The sequence below is a fragment of the Shewanella goraebulensis genome (genome assembly GCF_030252245.1).
Taxonomy (GTDB): Bacteria; Pseudomonadota; Gammaproteobacteria; order Enterobacterales; family Shewanellaceae; genus Shewanella; species Shewanella goraebulensis.
In genome coordinates this window covers 4,078,868-4,096,372 of sequence record NZ_CP126972.1, presented here as the reverse complement: position 1 = coordinate 4,096,372, position 17,505 = coordinate 4,078,868, and the positions used below count along the sequence as shown (strand labels likewise).

The following is a 17,505-nucleotide window of genomic DNA, read 5'->3' as shown; positions in this document are numbered from 1 at the left end:
TAAAAAGTAACGGTTCAAGCTGCTTTGTGCTTTTTTGTTCGTGAAGTGACGTTACAAATTGAATCACATGTATCAACTGTATTGTGAGCTTCGTGGTTGGAGGGAGAATTAATCTATTGTTCTAGTAAATCGAATGATAACTGCTGTTAATTGCAATATTCCTTCGACTATTTGGCTGCTAAAGTGACCTCATTAACAGTTTACAGAGATGCTAATGATGAAGGTATTAAGCAAATTTACTGCAAGACCAGCTATGGATGGTGATGGAGTTAATATCAAGCGAGTGGCTGACTTTATGAATACCCGCTTCGACCCTTATTTGATGATCGATGAGATAAAGTCAAATGATCAACAAGATTTTATTGGTGGTTTCCCGCCGCATCCTCATCGCGGAATTGAAACCTTTACCTATATTCGTAAAGGCGGCTTTGAGCATCGTGACCAACTCGGCAATGTTAAAGCTATTCGAACAGGTGATGTGCAGTGGATGAGCACGGGCAGTGGTGTTATTCATTCTGAAATGCCACTAGCAGATGCCAATGAAGGACTGCATGGGTTTCAAATTTGGTTGAATATGCCAGCCAAGGACAAGATGCGCCCAGCTATATACCAAGACACCACTGAAAATCCAAATCCAACGGCAACAAATAGCCGTGGCGCTGCGCTTAAAGCATTGTCAGGAAACTGGCAATTTGCAGATTCGGATCTGGTCATACAGGCCAGTATTCAAGGCTTAGCGGGCCAAGGCGCCATTGCTGATGTCATGCTAAATGAAAACGGCAAAGCGGATATCGATTTGTCAGCGCACCAAAGCGTAAGCGCTTATATCTATCAAGGTGAGCTTGAATATACTGATGCCAAAGGAGAGTTGGCTGTTGCAACGGAAGGTCACTTATTGGTGATAAAACCTGAGCAAAATACCCATATTAAAGCTGGCAACAAAGACACTGGGTTATTGCTATTAGCAGGCAGTCCGATAAATGAAAAAATTGTCCACATGGGGCCGTTTGTGATGAATACTCAAGCTGAAATTAATCAGGCTATTGATGATTATCAACAGGGGCGTTTTGGTGAGATTGCCTAATAGTTGTTTTATGCTAATTGCAGCACCATTATTCAAATAAATGTCAGCGACTAGCGGATAAAATTGCTACAATAGACATTCAAACATTTGGCCAAGGTATTTTATCCTTGGCCGAGTTGTTTCTACTATCCAACTTTGCTTTGATATCAGAGGATATTCACCTTGAGTCAGTCTACTGAACAGGCCGCTAATACGGCTTTCGCATCACTTAATCTTAAACCAGGTTTGTTTGATAACCTTAAAACATTGGGATACGAGTCTATGACTCAAATCCAAGCTGAAAGCTTACCAGCTATTCTGGCGGGTGATGATGTGATTGGCCAAGGAAAAACCGGTTCAGGTAAAACTGCTGCGTTCGGTTTAGGGCTGTTAAATAAGTTAGATGTGAAACGTTTTCGCATTCAAACTATGGTGCTATGTCCAACTCGTGAACTTGCCGATCAAGTTGCTAAAGACATTCGTACTCTAGCCCGTGGCATTCATAACATCAAAGTATTGACCTTGTGTGGCGGCGTTCCAATGGGCCCACAAATTGGCTCACTTGAGCATGGCGCACATATCATTGTGGGGACACCCGGTCGTATCGTTGATCATTTAGATCGCAACCGTTTAGATTTAAGCAACGTTAACATGTTGGTATTAGATGAAGCGGATCGCATGCTGGAAATGGGTTTCCAAGATCATATTGATCAAATCATTGCTGAAACACCACACGAGCGTCAAACGCTTTTGTTCAGTGCGACATTCCCTGAGCAAATTCAGCAGATTGTTGATCAAATCATGTATAAGCCGTTAATGGTTAAAGTAGAAGCAACTCATGATAACCACACCATCGAGCAGCATTTTTATCATACTGAAGATAATGATGCCCGCTTAGAAGCATTGCGTTTGTTGTTACTTGAAAAGCAGCCTGAAAGCGCCGTGGTATTTTGTAATACCAAACGTGAGACTCAAAAAGTAGCAGACACCTTAGCTGATCAAGGTTTTAGTGTGTTGGCTTTGCACGGTGATTTAGAGCAGCGCGATCGCGATCAAATGCTACTGCGTTTTGCTAACCGCAGTGCGCGCATTTTAGTGGCAACTGATGTCGCCTCTCGTGGTTTAGATATCGAAGACTTAGAAGCAGTATTTAACTACCACATTGCTTACGATACTGAAGTGCACATTCACCGTATTGGCCGTACAGGTCGTGCTGGCAGTAAAGGCGCAGCTTATACCTTCTTTAGTCATTCAGATGGTCACAGAATGGTAGAAATTGAAGAGCTTATTGGCAAAGAAATTGATGGTGAAACACTGCCTTCAATGAACGTGCTTAACAAGCAACCGCAAGAAGCGGAAATGATCACTATTCAAATCGATGCCGGTAAAAAGCATAAAATTCGCCCTGGTGACATTGTGGGTGGTTTAACAGGTGAAAACGGCATTAATGGTGCTGATATTGGTAAGATTAAAGTCACCGATATTCGCTCATTTGTAGCCGTTAAACGTGATGCCTCGAAAAAAGCATTGAACAAAATTACCAAAGGTCGTTTGAAAGGTAAGACTTACCGCGCTTGGTTTTTGTAATATTTGAAAAGTAACTGAAAGCGAGCTTAGTGCAGACTAAGCTCGCTTTTTTTTGAATATAAATGGCCGTTAAGCCACACTAAAAAATGAGTTAATTGAAGTGCGGTTATTCAGTGCTTTTTTATCAAACTCAACATCATCAGTAATATTGGCACTATGTAATATATTGCCCGAGTAAATGACTAAACGATTAGGTTTAGCGTCAACACTAAACACCTTTTCGAACAGCTCATCTGAATCATTAATATAACCCTTTCGATTGGTGGCAGTTTGTTTGACCTCATCAACCATCTTTAAAATGATGTCTTTGTCATCATGGGACAAGTTCAGCTTATCTGCGCCTTTATAGCGGTAAAAACTGGTGCCACCCAGATTGTTATCATTAAGGTAATGCACTGCAGCCATATCGTGGCAGGCTAAGGAATCAAAATGAGGCATAGTTTGATGTGCATTCAGTTGTAATGGCGTTAACGTGACCTTTGATAGCCAGCATTTAGCAATTTGATGTTGTTTAAACATTTCGCCTTTTGGCTGCATTGCGAGTAATTCAAATAACGATGACAAGGTTTGGTAATAGGGTTTGGGCATTTCATCACGTAAACCCGGAAATAAGGTTCCGTCGGCACCAGCCGGATTAAAATAAGCTTTGGTATTGCTATATTCTACCAGTGCATCAAAGTCATCAATAAAATCGTCGATAATCCAGATTAAATGCTCACTATTGGGAATGTGCGTGACTTGAATATGTAATGCTTTATTCATTGCGCTTGCAGATATATTGGAATGCTCAATCATGGCAGTAATGTATTCCTTTACATCAATGTCGATTAGCACTATTTGTGGATAAATAGTAACGATAATAACGAGTGCTAATTATAAATCGTGACATTTATAAATGGTGACATTGATAAACTAATAGATGCAGAGTGTACGATGGATTATCGCATTTAGATCTATCTAATTGCGCTAACCTTCTAAGTACAGTTTCAAGCTCATTCTCATTAAGTGATGAATTGAATGCAGCTTATTGTTTATGTTGTGTTTTGAGTATAGGACTTTAGTCTTAAAGGCGGGTGTTAACGATATAATGGAATAAAAAATTATTGTGCGTTAGCCTCATCAACCTCTGACAACATATAAATCAAGGTGTCGCCATTGTCATCACTGGCGAGATATGACCAAGTGCTGACATTTTTACCTAGATTTCCCCCTTGGATTTGTTGACTCACTTGCATCCACGCATTGGGTGATAATTCCATTCCACGAATTTCACAGGTGGTTGTTTTGCAATTGATAGACTCTATGTCGACCCCTGATGAAGATTCACTGATATCGATGGCATCACGTAATGCTTGCTCACGGTTAACGGCCCAATCATGGTTGATTTCATCTTGGTGATGACGTTTAAATAGATCCACCATATCCCCTTGTTGGTTAGCCAGCATATTAGCAAAAGCTTGCGGTACCCACTGTTTAGCTTGCTCGGCAGTGATACTTGATGGCTCAGGGTGAAAAGGGGAATTATTGGTTTGTTCTATCGCCTCATCTATTTCGGTATAGGCAATTTCAACTTGCTGCTCTAACAAGCCCATTGAAGAGTTCATTGCATCAATTAGGCTGTTCTTTTCTGCAAGTTGTTGTTTGAGCTGTTGCACCTCTTTTTTCAGTTCCGCAACCAGTTGGGCTGACTCGTGTTTAAGTGCTGAAGGCTGTTGAGTAAACGCTGATGGCTCATGCTCTGCTAATGACAAGGATTGTTCTGTTTTTGCTTGTGTAATATCACTAATATCTATGGTTTTTCCTATTTGTAAGCCTACAAATAAGCTACCTAAAGCCAGCAATAAAACGAGAGTGAAAAACCCTAAATATTTCATAAATCTTCCATGATGACATTTTCATAATGATGATTTAATAATCATGAACGATGTCATTCAATCTGGCAACTTTTAGCGTTTCAGAATAACGTTTGAGGCAAGGGTTTAGGTAAATGACGAGTATAAAAAAAGCATGAAAGCGATAGGCTTTCATGCTTTTGAAACGACAGGTTACTCTATTTACACATTAGCTTTAACGCTGACAAATTAGACGAGTACTAATGCGGTAATGAGTGCGCTGTTATTAACGTCTTGCATTGGCATACGGGTCAACTTTTCCTGACGACGTTTGCGAGTTTGCGTTATCAGCGCGGCCTTGACGGCGTTGAGGCTTCTTAGCACCATTTGACTGCGCATTTTCTGCTTCTGCACGAGCTCGTGCGCGTTGACGCTGGCTTGGCTTATCTGAATTGCCTTTAGGCGCTGGACGTTGACCTTGTTTTTGGCCCTGATTTTGCCCTTGTTTTTGGCTATCAGTTTGGTTGGCATGCTTACGGCGATTCGGATTAGGCTTTTTATGATTAGCCGTGCGATGTCCGCCTTTTAAGTTTGCTTCAGGTAAGTCATGGCAAGCTTCATAGCCTTCAATCACTTTTCGTTCAACAGTGCGCTTAATCAGTCTTTCGATGTCATGCAGTAACTTAACTTCTTCATCACTAACCAAAGACACGGCTAAACCTGTTGCACCAGCGCGGCCGGTACGACCAATACGATGAACATAATCTTCAGGGACATTAGGTAAGTCAAAGTTAACCACAAATGGCAGTTGGTCAATATCAATGCCGCGGGCAGCAATATCAGTTGCTACCATCACTTGTGCTTTGCCTGCTTTGAAGTCAGCAAGGGCTTTAGTACGTGCACCTTGGCTTTTGTTACCGTGAATAGCAACAGCATTAATGCCGTCAGCATCTAAGTTTTTCGCTAAGCGGTTAGCGCCATGCTTGGTGCGAGAAAATACCAGTACTTGATGCCAGTTATTCTCTTTAATTAACTTAGTTAAGATGCGCGCTTTACGGCTTTTGTCTACGGCATAAACACTTTGCTCAACTGTGTTGGCAGTCGCATTACGCGGTGTCACTGAAATCTCAACGGGGTTATTCACTAAGCCTTTTGCTAAATCACGGATTTCGTCTGAAAAGGTAGCTGAGAACATTAGGTTTTGGCGTTGTTTTGGCAGCATGGCCAATACTTTTTTGATGTCGCGGATAAAGCCCATATCTAACATGCGGTCGGCTTCATCTAAAATCAGTACTTCAAGTTGACTAAAGCTTAAGGCTTTTTGTTGGCATAAATCTAATAAACGCCCAGGGGTCGCTACTAGAATATCAACACCATTTCTTAGGGTTGTAATTTGTGGGTTTATTGATACGCCGCCAAACACAACTGCAGATTTCAGCGGTAAGTTAGTGCCGTAAGTCGATACGCTTTCAGCCACTTGAGCTGCAAGTTCACGCGTAGGTGTCAGTACTAATGCACGGACTTGGCCACGCTTAGCGCGCGGACCTTTTGAGAGTAATTCTAATAGCGGCAGAGTAAAGCCTGCAGTTTTGCCAGTACCTGTCTGGGCAGCTGCCATTACGTCTTTGCCTTCTAGGACGGCAGGAATAGCTTGTTCTTGGATTGCTGATGGGGTGTCATACCCTTGTTTTTCAACAGCTTTTAAAATTGCTGCGCTTAAGCCTAGTGAGGCAAAACTCATAGAATGATCTCTTTGGGCAACGTATACGTTGCTATGACTGAATAGGGGGGCCATTAATGGCGGCCGTGAAGCTTACCTGAAACACTGCTAGAGCGCCATCTAATCGCTTAAATATTCCTCTTTAATCCAAGTCTGTAGCTGAGCAGAGCAATATTGCAGTCCATTTATTTTATTGGCTTTTGAGGCAGAGTTAAAAGGTATCAAGCTTTGCTAATTAGTTTTATTTCAGCTTTATATGCTCAAATGATGAATTAGTTTTAATCTTTTGTGCTAATGACGATTATTTTACATACAATGAAATACAAGCACTTAGCAGGGCAGTTGGCACCTTACTTAGCACAGCGTTTAGTACAGTGAACCTGGCTGAACACTTAGTAAAGTGAGCTAGAGAAATTGCACTTAAAATAGTGTACTTGGAAGAGTGCTCTGACACGATCAAACAAAAGCACAGGGAGGGCAAGTGATGAATCGAAAGTCTGCAGCGCAGTTACATATCGAACATACTGTTGCTTGTTTGCGTGAGCATTCCAGCTCTGTGATTAAAAATGTGCTGCTAATGTCCAACATTCCAACCTTTAATGTCCAGCAAGCAATGCAATCCCTGCATCAGCATGGCCGCGTTGCATTACACTTTCATCCAGATCGAATCGATAGCCGTGGCTTATCAGTGGCCGCAGGGTTATTGAAAGATGGATGTTATAAAAGTCAGTTTGAAACTCATATTTCCAATGGGCAGCTATCGCCCGAATTAGGTGGGCCAAGAGATCATTGGGAGAACCAGCTTTTTGGCAATAGCTATTCAGGTGTGAAGCTGCGCCCTAAGTACGGAGCGTTAGATATTGGTTTATGCCCGATGGGGCCCGCGCCTCGATTTGGTAGCTGTTATTTCTTGACTCATACTCAAGTGCTTTCACGTTGTACGTTCAGTTACATGGATTCATACCGCTTGCCCAAAGAAAAAGGCACCTTGAATTGCTTTGAAGTGGTCTTGGCTGCGTTATTGAGCGAATGCTTTGAGCGCCAATATGCATTAGGCGTTAAAGACATTAAGCCTGCTGGGATTGTTGAGCATGTGTCTTATCAGCTTTCAAAGGGAGTAAATGCTAGGTTTGAGCGTAGTGCGCTGTCTAATCTTGACCATTACATTGAAGCGCAAATTCATGGAGAAGTATCATTAGATAATGATATTGGCTATCTGGTAGCGGATCCTAGCTTTAAAGACACAGATATCGGAGAGGTGATGCAAACCTTGTGCAGTGAATACGATATTCAACTGCTATGGCACCAAGGCTATCAGCTTGAGGTTGTGAAGGTGCCAGATGATTTTCGCGGTGCCGCGATGCCAGATTTAGCCAAAGTCATCGCTCGAGATAATATCATTACAGCTGAGGTTATTGGCCGCGCAGCGCAAGTGTTGTCAGAAAGTCCTGTGTCATGGAGTGAGCGAAGTAAGCAAGCTCAGCAAATTCAGCAGCTCAAGTTAATGTGGCATGTGTTAGTTAAGTTTGGGGTTTAAGAAATCTGATAAAGTCGCTTAACCAAACCGATAAGTTGCGCCGCCTTGGCGTTTTGATTTATACATGGCAAAGTCTGCCGCTTTAATTAAGGTATCAAAGTCATCACCCGAGTCGGGAAAGGTCGCGATACCGACACTGCAATTGAGTAATATTTTCTGTCCATCGATAGTAAATTGTTTATCTAACGCACTAATTAACAGATCTGCCATGTGCGAGTTATCATTGTTATCTTCGATATCTTCTAGCAGTAATACAAACTCATCGCCGCCCATTCTCGCTAATGTATCAGATTCCCTAATAACCTCATTTAGTCTTGCTACGGTTTCAATAAGCACTTTGTCACCATTACAATGACCATAGGTATCATTGATCTTTTTAAAGTCATCTAAATCTAAGTAAAATAGACTGAATTTAGTGCTAAGGCGCTTACAGCGTTCAATAGAGTGTTTCACTCTATCCATCAATAAGTGACGATTTGGGATTTGAGTTAGTTGGTCGTAGCAAGCTAAATTTAATAATTGCTGTGCATCTTCAATGCGTTTAGTGATATCACGATTAATGCCTAAAGCGCCGATAAATTGTTGGTTGTTATCAAATAGCGGTACACACATGGACTCAACCCAACCGATAGAGCCATCTTTATGCAAGAAGCGGATTTCCCCTGTCCACTTGCCGTGTTGTTCGACTGAGGATATGACTAAATCAGTGATGGAAGCGCTGTCTTCGGGGACGTGAAGCAGACTGACGGGCTGGCCGATAATGTCCTCTTTACTATAGCCGTATAGCTGTTGAGAACCACAGTTCCAGTCGATGACAATGCCTGCAGCATCTGTGACAACCACTGCATCAAATAAGTAGTTAAAAGCTTGTGCTCTAAGAGCTGAAAGATCAACGTCCATTTAATAATACCTTCTTCATCCTGTTAGAAAGTGATGCATTTAAATTAATCGTGATAGTCCTTTTAAGCGTATAAACTCAAATGAAGTAAGATTTAAGTTTGTTAGTTTAAGCAGATTTAAGTTTGTTAGTTTAAGCAAGAGTCAGCCGTGATTCAGCTTTTAAATAATGAACAAAAATTTACCTTTCTTATACTGCTCTAGCAATGACTATCGCGTAGAATTATAGTTCATCATTAACACAGTGTTTATTAGCAATGTGTGAATCAGTTAACACTTCTCTATAAGCGGCTGTTATCTAACCTCTTAGCTTGCGATACTGCGGCAATTTTCCTCATTTAGTGCTGTCATCTTCAGGAATGTAATGGATAAAACCTTAGAAAAATCTCTCGGCCAGTGGCTTAAGCAACAAAAGTCTTCTTGTGGCATATTCTTGAAACTCACCATTTTTACCGGTGCACTAAACGGTGTCGCGATTGTGATGCAAGCTTATTTGTTGGCGCATATTTTACATGGCGTGATTATGCTTGAATCACCTATGGCCAGTTTTACTAGCCAGTTTATTGCATTAGTGACACTCATTATTGTTCGTGCAGTACTTGCCTACGCCCGTGAACGTTTAAGCTTTGAGGCAGGTAAACGACTTCGTAGTGATATTCGTGAAGCTGTATTAAATAAGCTTACCGACTTGGGCCCTGCGTTTATTAAAGGTAAGCCCGCCGGAGCTTGGGCGAGTATCGTGCTCGAACAGGTTGAAGATTTACACGACTTTTATGCCAAATATTTACCGCAAATGATGTTGGCCGGATTTATTCCGCTAATTATTTTAGTGTCGGTGTTCCCGCTTAACTGGGCCGCAGGGCTTATATTATTTGCTACTGCGCCGCTTATTCCTATGTTTATGATTTTGGTTGGCATGGGCGCTGCTGATGCTAATCGTAAAAACTTCAGCGCATTATCACGCTTAAGTGGCCATTTTATGGATCGTTTAAAAGGATTAAGCACGCTGAAGTTGTTCCACCGCGGCGAAACAGAAGTGAATAAAATTGAGACGGCTTCAGAGGACTTCAGACAAAGAACCATGTCGGTACTGCGAATGGCGTTTTTAAGCTCGGCAGTATTAGAGTTTTTTGCTGCGCTTTCGATTGCGGTATTGGCGGTGTATTTTGGCTTTAGCTATTTAGACCACCTTAACTTTGGTCACTATGGCGCAGGGATTACCCTATTTACTGGCCTGTTTATTCTGATATTAGCCCCTGAGTTTTTTCAGCCGCTACGAGATTTAGGCACTCATTATCATGCAAAAGCGGAAGCGATTGGTGCTGCTGAAGCGCTAGTTGAATTACTTGAACATCCAAATCCATTAAAACAGGTGGACGGTAATTTTAGTGAGCAAACAGCGCAGCATCATAATGTGTCATTAGATAATATTGCTATCTCAGCTGCTGATTTAGAAGTGCTGACCTTAGAAGGTACATCACTGTTAGGCCCCATTTCATTTGAGGTGGCAGCAGGGCAAAAGGTGGCGATTGTTGGCCCAAGCGGCGCGGGTAAAACAAGCTTACTTAATGCATTGTTAGGGTTTCTTCCTTATAAAGGCTCCCTTAAAGTTAACGGTGTTGAGTTAAGCGTATTGGATAAGCAGCAATGGCGAGCTCATCTAGCATGGCTTGGCCAAGACCCACAGTTATTCCATGGCAGCATCCGCGAAAATGTCTGCTTAGCCAACCCTGAATTAACCGACTCTCAACTAATGGCATTACTGGAAAAAGCCAGTATTGCTGAGTTTGTTCATCAGCACCCGCAGGGCCTAGATGCCGTGATTAACGACCAAGCGGCAGGGGTTTCTGTAGGCCAAGCGCAACGTATTGCCCTTGCGCGTGCGTTAGCACAACCAGCGAGTTTATTTCTACTTGATGAACCTACAGCAAGCCTTGATAGCCACAGTGAAAAACTGGTATCAGATTCTCTTAAACTAGCCATGTCGCAGCAAACCTGCGTGATGGTGACTCATCGACTTGATCAGTTACAAGGCATGGATAACATCTTAGTGGTTGAGCATGGTCAGATTGTGCAGCAAGGGGATTATGCTTTGCTGAGCGCTCAAGCGGGTTTATTTAAAAACATGCAACAACAGGATGATGACGGTTTATCACTGTATGTTGATGAGCCACAGTCAACCCAGACCGATGTGCAAACTAAAAGGGAGGATGTGTAATGAAGCTATTACTGCCTTTCATTAAGTTATTTAAGCGTCAGTGGTTAATGATGTCGGTTGGTTTATTGCTAACTTGCACCACGATCATTGCTGGTATTGGGTTATTGTCGCTGTCGGGTTGGTTTTTATCCGCCACCGCTATTGCAGGATTAACAGCAGCAACCGCGCTTGCGTTTAACTTTTTCACTCCTGCTGGTGGGGTGCGTTTTCTATCAATAGCCCGAACCGCCAGTCGATATGGTGAGCGATTAGCGACCCATGAAGCCACGTTTAAACTGCTAACTGAACTTCGCGTTTGGTCGTGGAAAAAGCTACTGCCATTAAGTGCTAGTAACCTAAAAGGCTTGCGACAAGGGGATATGCTTAATCGGTTAGTGGCCGATATCGACACCCTTGATCATCTTTATTTACGCCTATTAGTGCCAATGGCCGCTTCATTACTGACGGTGGTTGCACTTTATGCCTTCTTATCTTGGTTTGATGCCTCGTTAGCCATTAGCTTATGTGCATTGTTAATCGCTGCTTGGGTTGTTTTACCTTTGGTGTTTTATCGTCTGGGTAGAGAGCCGGGCGAAGCTGTTGTTGATAGTAAACGAAGCTTTCGAGTGTTGATATTAGATGTGATTCAAGGGCAAGCCGAGCTAACTTTATTTTCGGCAAATGACCGTTATCGTCAAAAGCTACGTGAAGCTGAGTTATCGTTATTTACCAGCCAAACCGCAATGGCGCATATTACTGGCTTAAGCCAAGCACTATTAATTATGGTTAATGGCGCAGCGGTCGTCATGATGATGTATCTTGCTGGCCAAGGTGTGGGTGACAGCGTGCCGCCTGGTCCGTTAATGGCGATGATGGTATTTGCCACCATGGCCACCATTGAAATGATGATGCCAATCTCTGGTGCCTTCCAGCATTTATCAGGTTGTGTATTAGCGGCTAAACGTATTTCGGAAGTCACCGAGCAAACACCTGATGTGGTGTTTGGTGAGGTTAATAAGCTTGAACTGTGCGACATAAAGCTCAGTAATATTCACTTTGGTTATCAAGCTGATGCGAAAGTATTATCTGGCTTGAATTTAGATTTACCCCAAGGCAGTAAGGTTGCACTGTTAGGCGCAACAGGCTGTGGTAAGTCGAGTTTACTCAGCTTAATCACCCGCGAATGGCAACCGCAGCAAGGCAAAATTAGCCTGGGCGGACGTGATATTAGTGAGTTTGATGAAGCAACATTGCGTAGCTCAATGACTGTTGTTAGCCAACGAATTCATTTGTTTGCTGGCACAGTACGAGACAACCTAGCCATTGCACTGCCTTATGTTGAAGGTCAAAAAAGACGAGCCAATGATGAGCGTTTAACCGCAGTGCTTAAGCAAGTTGGTTTAGAGACGTTACTGAGTTCAAAAACCACCACAGATCGCGGTGAAGAAGTCGGCTTAGATAGTTGGATTGGTGAAGGTGGTCGCCAACTCTCTGGTGGCGAACAACGCCGTATTGGTGTGGCTAGAGCGTTACTGCGTGATGCGCCAATTTTATTACTAGATGAGCCAACAGAAGGGCTGGATAAGCGCACCGAACGCGAAATATTACGACTGTTATTTGCCTTAGCAAAAGGCAAAACCATGTTGATGATAAGCCACCGTTTAACCGCCATGGCTGAAATGGATTGTATTCATATGATCCAAAATGGACAAATAACCGATAGTGGTGACCATCAGCAATTAATGGCAAGCAGTGCTGATTACCAAAGCTTGTATAAGCATTTAGGTAAAGAAGCTTAATAGGGCTGTTGTCGTTTTGATATCGTTTGAAAAGTATTGGCAAACATTTTTGAAACGTTAATGACAACAAAAAAAACGCTAATCGACTTGGGTAACAACCAAGCGGTTAGCGTTTTTTTAGCTCAAGTTGAGTCGGGTATTGTTAGGCAGGTAATTAGGTAGGCAATAAAGTTTGCTTTGATCCTACTTATTCCTGACCCTACTTATTCTAGATTAGTCGTAATAAACCCATCTACCGTGTTCTAACTGAAATGATTCTATCTCATTAACACTTATGACGTTCAGAATTTCATTTTTAAGCCGTATGGTGATTTCGGCTCTAATGTGACACGCAATACCGATTGGGTTATCACTGTATTGTTGACAGCTTGAAATAGATAAATTATCAATATCAACACTTGTCTCTACACCCCAAATATGTTGAGTGTAACTTTCTTTAATTGCTTGCTTTACATCTTTTTCAGCCATGTTTTTACTAAGAAATAACACGTTAAATAAATAAGCAAACAGCGTAATCACAAAACAGAAAAATAGAGCGAAAATGGTTAGGTTTTTAGCCGATATGTTCTTAATCTTCTCTTTAGCTTGATCTTTATCACTATTTTTAAGTTCTGTTACAAATAGGGTGATTTCAATTCTTGTTGCTTTTAACCAAGCTTCTACAGTTGTGAATGTTGCACGGTTTACAAGTGTTGCGTCATCCTTTAAGAATAATACACTCCAAAACTTGGTATTTTCTTGGTATCTAAAGCCAATAATAACCAGCACATAGCCAACAACCCCAGCTAAGTAGACGAACATTCCATATTCCAAAGTAATCATTGATGAAGTTAATGAACCTAAAAATGAACCAGAGTCAGTTTGAGAGAATCTAAAAAACTCTGGTACGTACTCTATTACTAGGTTAAATAATTCTTTCACGGTTTCAAAATTAGTGACTAAGAAAAATATAGGAACTCCAATAGCCAAAAATCTAACTAATTTAATCGGCGCCCCCAATAAAACTAATAACACCAATGGGAATATAATCGCATAATCAAAAAATGATCCATCTTTACTGAAAGGGATTAATGGTTCACCAAAGGTTGAAATAAAAGGTAAATACCCTGAAAAAATAAGACAAAGTAATAATGATACCAATAAAACATTTAATGCTTGTACTGTTGGTAATGCATGTTTAAATGATTTTTTAGAAGGGATGTAAAAAGATATTTTATCTAACAAGATAACTCCATGTTATTAATTTAAAAAAAACGGTAAATTATCATTATTAAAAAGACTGTAAATACAGTAAGACATATTTTGTGAGCTAAACTTATAAACTGTTAATTAATATGTTTTTATATTACATGTATTTATAATACAGTCTGGATTGTGGTTATTATTTAAACTGAGCTTATTTAACTTTTTAAAAATTAGCATGTAACAATGTGGGTGAAAGCGTGTGGATTTATTAATCTTTAAATAACGAACAACCATTTAAGTAACTAATAGGTATTTAAATAACTAACAACTATTTAAATATCTAAATCGTTTTTGAAAAGGAATGGGTAAGTGTGAAGAGTATAAAGGTGGTTCGTTAGATTAAGGATTATACAGAATACAATAAAGCTTACTCCAAATTAGCTGGGTCAAATTAGTTGTGTCAGAGTAAAATTTATGAATCGTAACGGCCTAATAAGAACGGAAACTAGGCTTTAATTGCTGAGGGGGTAACTGTAAACTGAAACCTCAAGAATGAGTTATGTCACAAAAAAATCAATTATAGTCTTCAGCTTGAGCGAAGCAAAGAGCTTCTTTTATTGCATAAATTTGCTTTGGATTATGAGCGTTTTCCCTAATTCATTTCCAAACTTCGTTTGGATTAAGGTCAACGTCGTGGCGCTTCGCCCACACTCGACGAAAGGGAAACAACAGCATTTCCCTTTTCGATATCCCTTGCCGCTCCGGCGAAGTGTTTTCCTCATGCTAAAGAGCGAATTAACTACCGCCTCAGATTCGCCATCCTTGGCTCAATCTGAGGCTATGTCGGCGTCCTGCCTCCATCACGTAAATTAGCTCAACGCACTCGGACACTTCCAGCGGAGACTATTGAGCCCGCAGGTTCATTTGTTATTTTTGAGAGTATTTCTAAATTAGTCGCTCAAGTTATGTAGGCTTTCATACTCTTTGAATGCTTAATTTGAATAGAGGCAAGCAAGAAAATCGCGTGAGTCCAGACATGGCCTTTCTCGCAAATCCATGTGTTTCAAGGCATTTAGTGCATCCTGCACTTAAGATTCTGGCTAGCTTTCGAGGGGAAGGGACGCCCCATTGGAAGCGTTAGTGATTTTTGTAGCTTGCCGAAGCAGGCAGCAAAGGAAGGTTAACGCTGGATAATCCCCGTTGGAAATCTTTCGCTTTCCAGAAAATTTCGCCGGGGCTGCTGGGGAGATGCAAGAGGGGTGAGCAGTTTCACCCTTCTTGCTCTGGTGTGGGCGAAGCGCCACGATTTTGATTCAATCCAAACGAAGTTTGGCAGTCGAGAGAACACCTGCAATTTAATCTGAAGGGGCGAAGCGCCACGACTTTGATTTTTTCAAATGATAACTTCAAAATTTGAAACAAGCTTTGGGACAAGGCTCAATTAACCAGTCGATGCATCTGCTTATTATCAATAATCCTGATCGTTAGGTTATCTAATTGGGAGCCGCTATCAGTACCTGAACTTGAGCCTGAACCTGATTGATCTTTAACAGCAACAGCCAACATATTGTCTGCTACAAGCTTCCCAGTAATGGGTTTGTACTTGGCTAATGGCCCAATAAATATTCCTGAAGCAATAGCAAAAAATTTCTGGCCAATATCTTCTAAAGTGCGTTGATGTGCACGCTCCCCTAATAACAAACTTGGTTGAAATATGTAGAGTTTAGACAAGGGAAGTTGGCTTAAATCACGCTGCACTTCACCTTTGACTCGATTGTAAAACACACTCGATTTTTCATTGGCATCTAAGGCTGTTACGACCAATAACTCAACCCCAGTTTGTGCTTGATACTTTATGACCAGTTTGGCAAAGTCGATGACAGCGGTGTGGTCGACTTTGATAAAGTTCTCCTGATTTCCCGCTTGTTTGATGGTGGTGCCAAGGCAACAAAATGCTTGGTCGATGCTCGCAGGTAAGCTTAACTCGGTTAGCTGATTTAACTGAGTTTCGACAAAGATAAGCTTTTCAATTCCAGGTGTCGAAGCTTCAAGTTTAGGCGGCCTTCGACCAATGACCACAACTTGCTGATAGCGATTATCTGCCAATATGTTTAATAACAAACATTGACCAATTAAACCTGTTGCTCCAATGATTGCTGCGTTCATAGTGGCCTTTAGTGAGGTTTACAGTGTAGGAGGAATACTTTAACAGCTTTTTGCTTGTTAATTGCCAGTAGATACCGCACTATTTTATTCACTGTTTATTGAAGAATGCAAAGACCATATTCAAGGAGAAAATAATGGGATTTTTTGACGCGCTTTTAGGTAATTCTTCTGAAATGGATTTAGGGGAGTTACAGCAAGAGTTATCGCCTATTATGGCTGACAATGAGTCAGTTCAAATGGGTTATAAACTTATTCGTGACATGTTCGTTTTTACTGATAAACGGCTTATTCTGATTGACAAGCAAGGCATGACGGGTAAAAAAGTCAGTTATCATTCAATAGCGTATAAATCGATGACTCATTTTGTGGTTGAAACAGCTGGCACTTTTGATATGGATGCAGAGCTTAAAATCTATATCTCAGGAACTGAGCAACCTATCGTCAAAGAGTTGAAGAAAGGTACCGATGTGGTCGGTATTCAAAAAGCGATTGCTAACTTCTCGCTTTAATCGCTACGAATAAGCGCTAGCTTATTGATATAAAAATACTTTGTATGTTGATTAGGCAGATTTTATTACATTCTTTTTTAAAGAACATTATTGGATTAAGTCGTAAATGAGCAAAGAAAACCAGCCTCAATCATTAAGTGATGCACCTAAATCTGTCCAACTAGCGGTCGATTTAATCCAGTTGCTTGAAGAAAATAACATCGATACAGATACCGCTATTGAAGCATTGCAAATCACCTTAGATGATTTTAAAAAAAAGCTGCATAAAACGGATTAGCCAAAGCTAATGAAAATAAAAAGGAAAAGATATGACCGAAGCTCACTTGCCATTAACTGATTTTATTGAATATCCTCAAGCTGAAATGCTTGAACGTGCTAAGCAAAATTATCAGCATGTGAAAAGACGTCACTCGATTCGTAAGTTTTCAGATAGAGCCGTACCTCAAGAAATTATTGAGCAATGTATTCTTGCTGCAGGTACCGCGCCAAATGGTGCTAATCACCAGCCTTGGCACTTTGTCGCAATCAGTGATGCGGGTGTTAAAGCGCAAATCCGTGAACAAGCAGAAGCTATTGAACAAGCTTTTTATGCAGGCCGCGGCGGTGAAGAATGGTTAGATAACTTAAAGCCACTTGGTACCAATGCCAGCAAGCCTTACCTTGAAACAGCGCCTTGGTTAATTGCAGTATTCACTAAAAAGCGCAGTGACGATAATGGTGAGCAAAAACAGAATTACTACGTCCATGAGTCAGTGGGAATTGCGACAGGCTTTTTATTGCAAGCGCTGCATAATGCAGGGCTTGGTACACTGACACATACGCCAAAACCGATGTCGTTTTTAAGTAAAGTTTGTGGCCGTGATAGTGATAATGAACGACCTTACATGTTGATTATTGCTGGTTACCCTGATGATGGCGCAACAGTACCTGAGCATGCACTACAGAAAAAGTCATTAGCTGAAATCAGTGACTTTATCTAGCCAGATACTGATTGAGATACATCAAGATATGAA

The 17,505-nt window shown here is 41.2% G+C and carries 14 protein-coding genes; 8 read left to right on the top strand and 6 right to left on the bottom strand.

Annotation, left to right across the window (positions count from 1 at the left end; genetic code table 11):
- Positions 1-217 precede the first annotated feature (217 nt).
- Together QPX86_RS17295 and dbpA are read left to right on the top strand one after the other, a co-directional pair.
- On the top strand, positions 218-1,084 hold the full coding sequence (locus tag QPX86_RS17295; protein ID WP_220752939.1) for a pirin family protein: 867 nt from the start codon (positions 218-220) through the stop codon (positions 1,082-1,084).
- Positions 1,085-1,246: 162 nt separating this feature from the next.
- Positions 1,247-2,650, top strand: a complete 1,404-nt coding sequence (gene dbpA, locus QPX86_RS17290; protein ID WP_220752938.1) for an ATP-dependent RNA helicase DbpA — start codon at positions 1,247-1,249, stop codon at positions 2,648-2,650.
- A gap of 69 nt (positions 2,651-2,719) precedes the next feature.
- Here dbpA and QPX86_RS17285 read toward each other — a convergent pair whose 3' ends face one another.
- From QPX86_RS17285 to QPX86_RS17275, 3 genes are all read right to left on the bottom strand, one after another.
- Positions 2,720-3,445, bottom strand: a complete 726-nt coding sequence (locus QPX86_RS17285) for a DUF6445 family protein (protein ID WP_285163323.1) — start codon at positions 3,443-3,445, stop codon at positions 2,720-2,722.
- A 305-nt stretch (positions 3,446-3,750) separates the two neighbouring features.
- Positions 3,751-4,524 (bottom strand): hypothetical protein, encoded by a 774-nt coding sequence (locus QPX86_RS17280; RefSeq protein WP_220752936.1) that lies wholly within the window; start codon positions 4,522-4,524, stop codon positions 3,751-3,753.
- Between the two features lie 244 nt (positions 4,525-4,768).
- A complete protein-coding gene (locus tag QPX86_RS17275) occupies positions 4,769-6,223 on the bottom strand; it encodes a DEAD/DEAH box helicase (protein WP_220752935.1) in 1,455 nt (484 codons plus the stop codon).
- A gap of 463 nt (positions 6,224-6,686) precedes the next feature.
- On the opposite strand from QPX86_RS17275, the gene QPX86_RS17270 reads away from it, so the two are divergent.
- A complete protein-coding gene (locus QPX86_RS17270) occupies positions 6,687-7,739 on the top strand; it encodes a DUF3626 domain-containing protein (protein WP_285165192.1) in 1,053 nt (350 codons plus the stop codon).
- An 18-nt stretch (positions 7,740-7,757) separates the two neighbouring features.
- On the opposite strand, the gene QPX86_RS17265 is transcribed toward QPX86_RS17270, so the two are convergent.
- On the bottom strand, positions 7,758-8,639 hold the full coding sequence (locus QPX86_RS17265; RefSeq protein WP_285163322.1) for a sensor domain-containing diguanylate cyclase: 882 nt from the start codon (positions 8,637-8,639) through the stop codon (positions 7,758-7,760).
- 361 nt (positions 8,640-9,000) lie between these two features.
- Here QPX86_RS17265 and cydD point away from each other — a divergent pair, with 361 nt between their 5' ends.
- On the top strand, positions 9,001-10,854 hold the full coding sequence (cydD, locus tag QPX86_RS17260; RefSeq protein WP_285163321.1) for a heme ABC transporter permease/ATP-binding protein CydD: 1,854 nt from the start codon (positions 9,001-9,003) through the stop codon (positions 10,852-10,854).
- Positions 10,854-12,632 carry a heme ABC transporter ATP-binding protein/permease CydC gene (gene cydC / locus QPX86_RS17255; RefSeq protein WP_285163320.1) on the top strand — a complete coding sequence of 593 codons (1,779 nt, stop codon included), beginning with the start codon at positions 10,854-10,856 and terminating at the stop codon, positions 12,630-12,632. Before cydD ends, cydC begins: the two co-directional genes overlap by 1 nt.
- 213 nt (positions 12,633-12,845) lie before the next feature.
- Here cydC and QPX86_RS17250 read toward each other — a convergent pair whose 3' ends face one another.
- The gene (locus QPX86_RS17250) at positions 12,846-13,856 is read right to left on the bottom strand and encodes a hypothetical protein (protein WP_285163319.1); all 1,011 of its coding nucleotides are present in this window, start codon (positions 13,854-13,856) and stop codon (positions 12,846-12,848) included.
- A 1,398-nt stretch (positions 13,857-15,254) separates the two neighbouring features.
- Positions 15,255-15,983 carry a Rossmann-fold NAD(P)-binding domain-containing protein gene (locus QPX86_RS17245; protein ID WP_285163318.1) on the bottom strand — a complete coding sequence of 243 codons (729 nt, stop codon included), beginning with the start codon at positions 15,981-15,983 and terminating at the stop codon, positions 15,255-15,257.
- Between the two features lie 134 nt (positions 15,984-16,117).
- On the opposite strand from QPX86_RS17245, the gene QPX86_RS17240 reads away from it, so the two are divergent.
- The 3 genes from QPX86_RS17240 (at position 16,118) to QPX86_RS17230 (ending at position 17,472) form a co-directional block, all read left to right on the top strand.
- Complete coding sequence (locus tag QPX86_RS17240) at positions 16,118-16,492, top strand: PH domain-containing protein (protein WP_285163317.1); 375 nt, start codon at positions 16,118-16,120, stop codon at positions 16,490-16,492.
- A 106-nt stretch (positions 16,493-16,598) separates the two neighbouring features.
- Positions 16,599-16,769: a YbaM family protein gene (locus QPX86_RS17235; protein WP_220755128.1), complete on the top strand. Its 171-nt coding sequence runs from the start codon at positions 16,599-16,601 to the stop codon at positions 16,767-16,769.
- A gap of 31 nt (positions 16,770-16,800) precedes the next feature.
- Positions 16,801-17,472: a nitroreductase family protein gene (locus tag QPX86_RS17230; RefSeq protein WP_285163316.1), complete on the top strand. Its 672-nt coding sequence runs from the start codon at positions 16,801-16,803 to the stop codon at positions 17,470-17,472.
- Positions 17,473-17,505 lie beyond the last annotated feature (33 nt).

Bases quoted from the DNA above. Each gene is read 5' to 3' on its own strand.
- QPX86_RS17270 (WP_285165192.1), top strand. From the start codon at position 6,687: ATGAATCGAAAGTCTGCAGCGCAGTTACATATCGAACATACTGTTGCT.
- QPX86_RS17280 (WP_220752936.1), bottom strand. From the start codon at position 4,524: ATGAAATATTTAGGGTTTTTCACTCTCGTTTTATTGCTGGCTTTAGGT.
- QPX86_RS17295 (WP_220752939.1), top strand. From the start codon at position 218: ATGAAGGTATTAAGCAAATTTACTGCAAGACCAGCTATGGATGGTGAT.
- cydC (WP_285163320.1), top strand. From the start codon at position 10,854: ATGAAGCTATTACTGCCTTTCATTAAGTTATTTAAGCGTCAGTGGTTA.
- cydD (WP_285163321.1), top strand. From the start codon at position 9,001: ATGGATAAAACCTTAGAAAAATCTCTCGGCCAGTGGCTTAAGCAACAA.
- QPX86_RS17245 (WP_285163318.1), bottom strand. From the start codon at position 15,983: ATGAACGCAGCAATCATTGGAGCAACAGGTTTAATTGGTCAATGTTTG.
- QPX86_RS17275 (WP_220752935.1), bottom strand. From the start codon at position 6,223: ATGAGTTTTGCCTCACTAGGCTTAAGCGCAGCAATTTTAAAAGCTGTT.
- QPX86_RS17285 (WP_285163323.1), bottom strand. From the start codon at position 3,445: ATGATTGAGCATTCCAATATATCTGCAAGCGCAATGAATAAAGCATTA.
- QPX86_RS17265 (WP_285163322.1), bottom strand. From the start codon at position 8,639: ATGGACGTTGATCTTTCAGCTCTTAGAGCACAAGCTTTTAACTACTTA.
- QPX86_RS17240 (WP_285163317.1), top strand. From the start codon at position 16,118: ATGGGATTTTTTGACGCGCTTTTAGGTAATTCTTCTGAAATGGATTTA.
- QPX86_RS17230 (WP_285163316.1), top strand. From the start codon at position 16,801: ATGACCGAAGCTCACTTGCCATTAACTGATTTTATTGAATATCCTCAA.
- QPX86_RS17235 (WP_220755128.1), top strand. From the start codon at position 16,599: ATGAGCAAAGAAAACCAGCCTCAATCATTAAGTGATGCACCTAAATCT.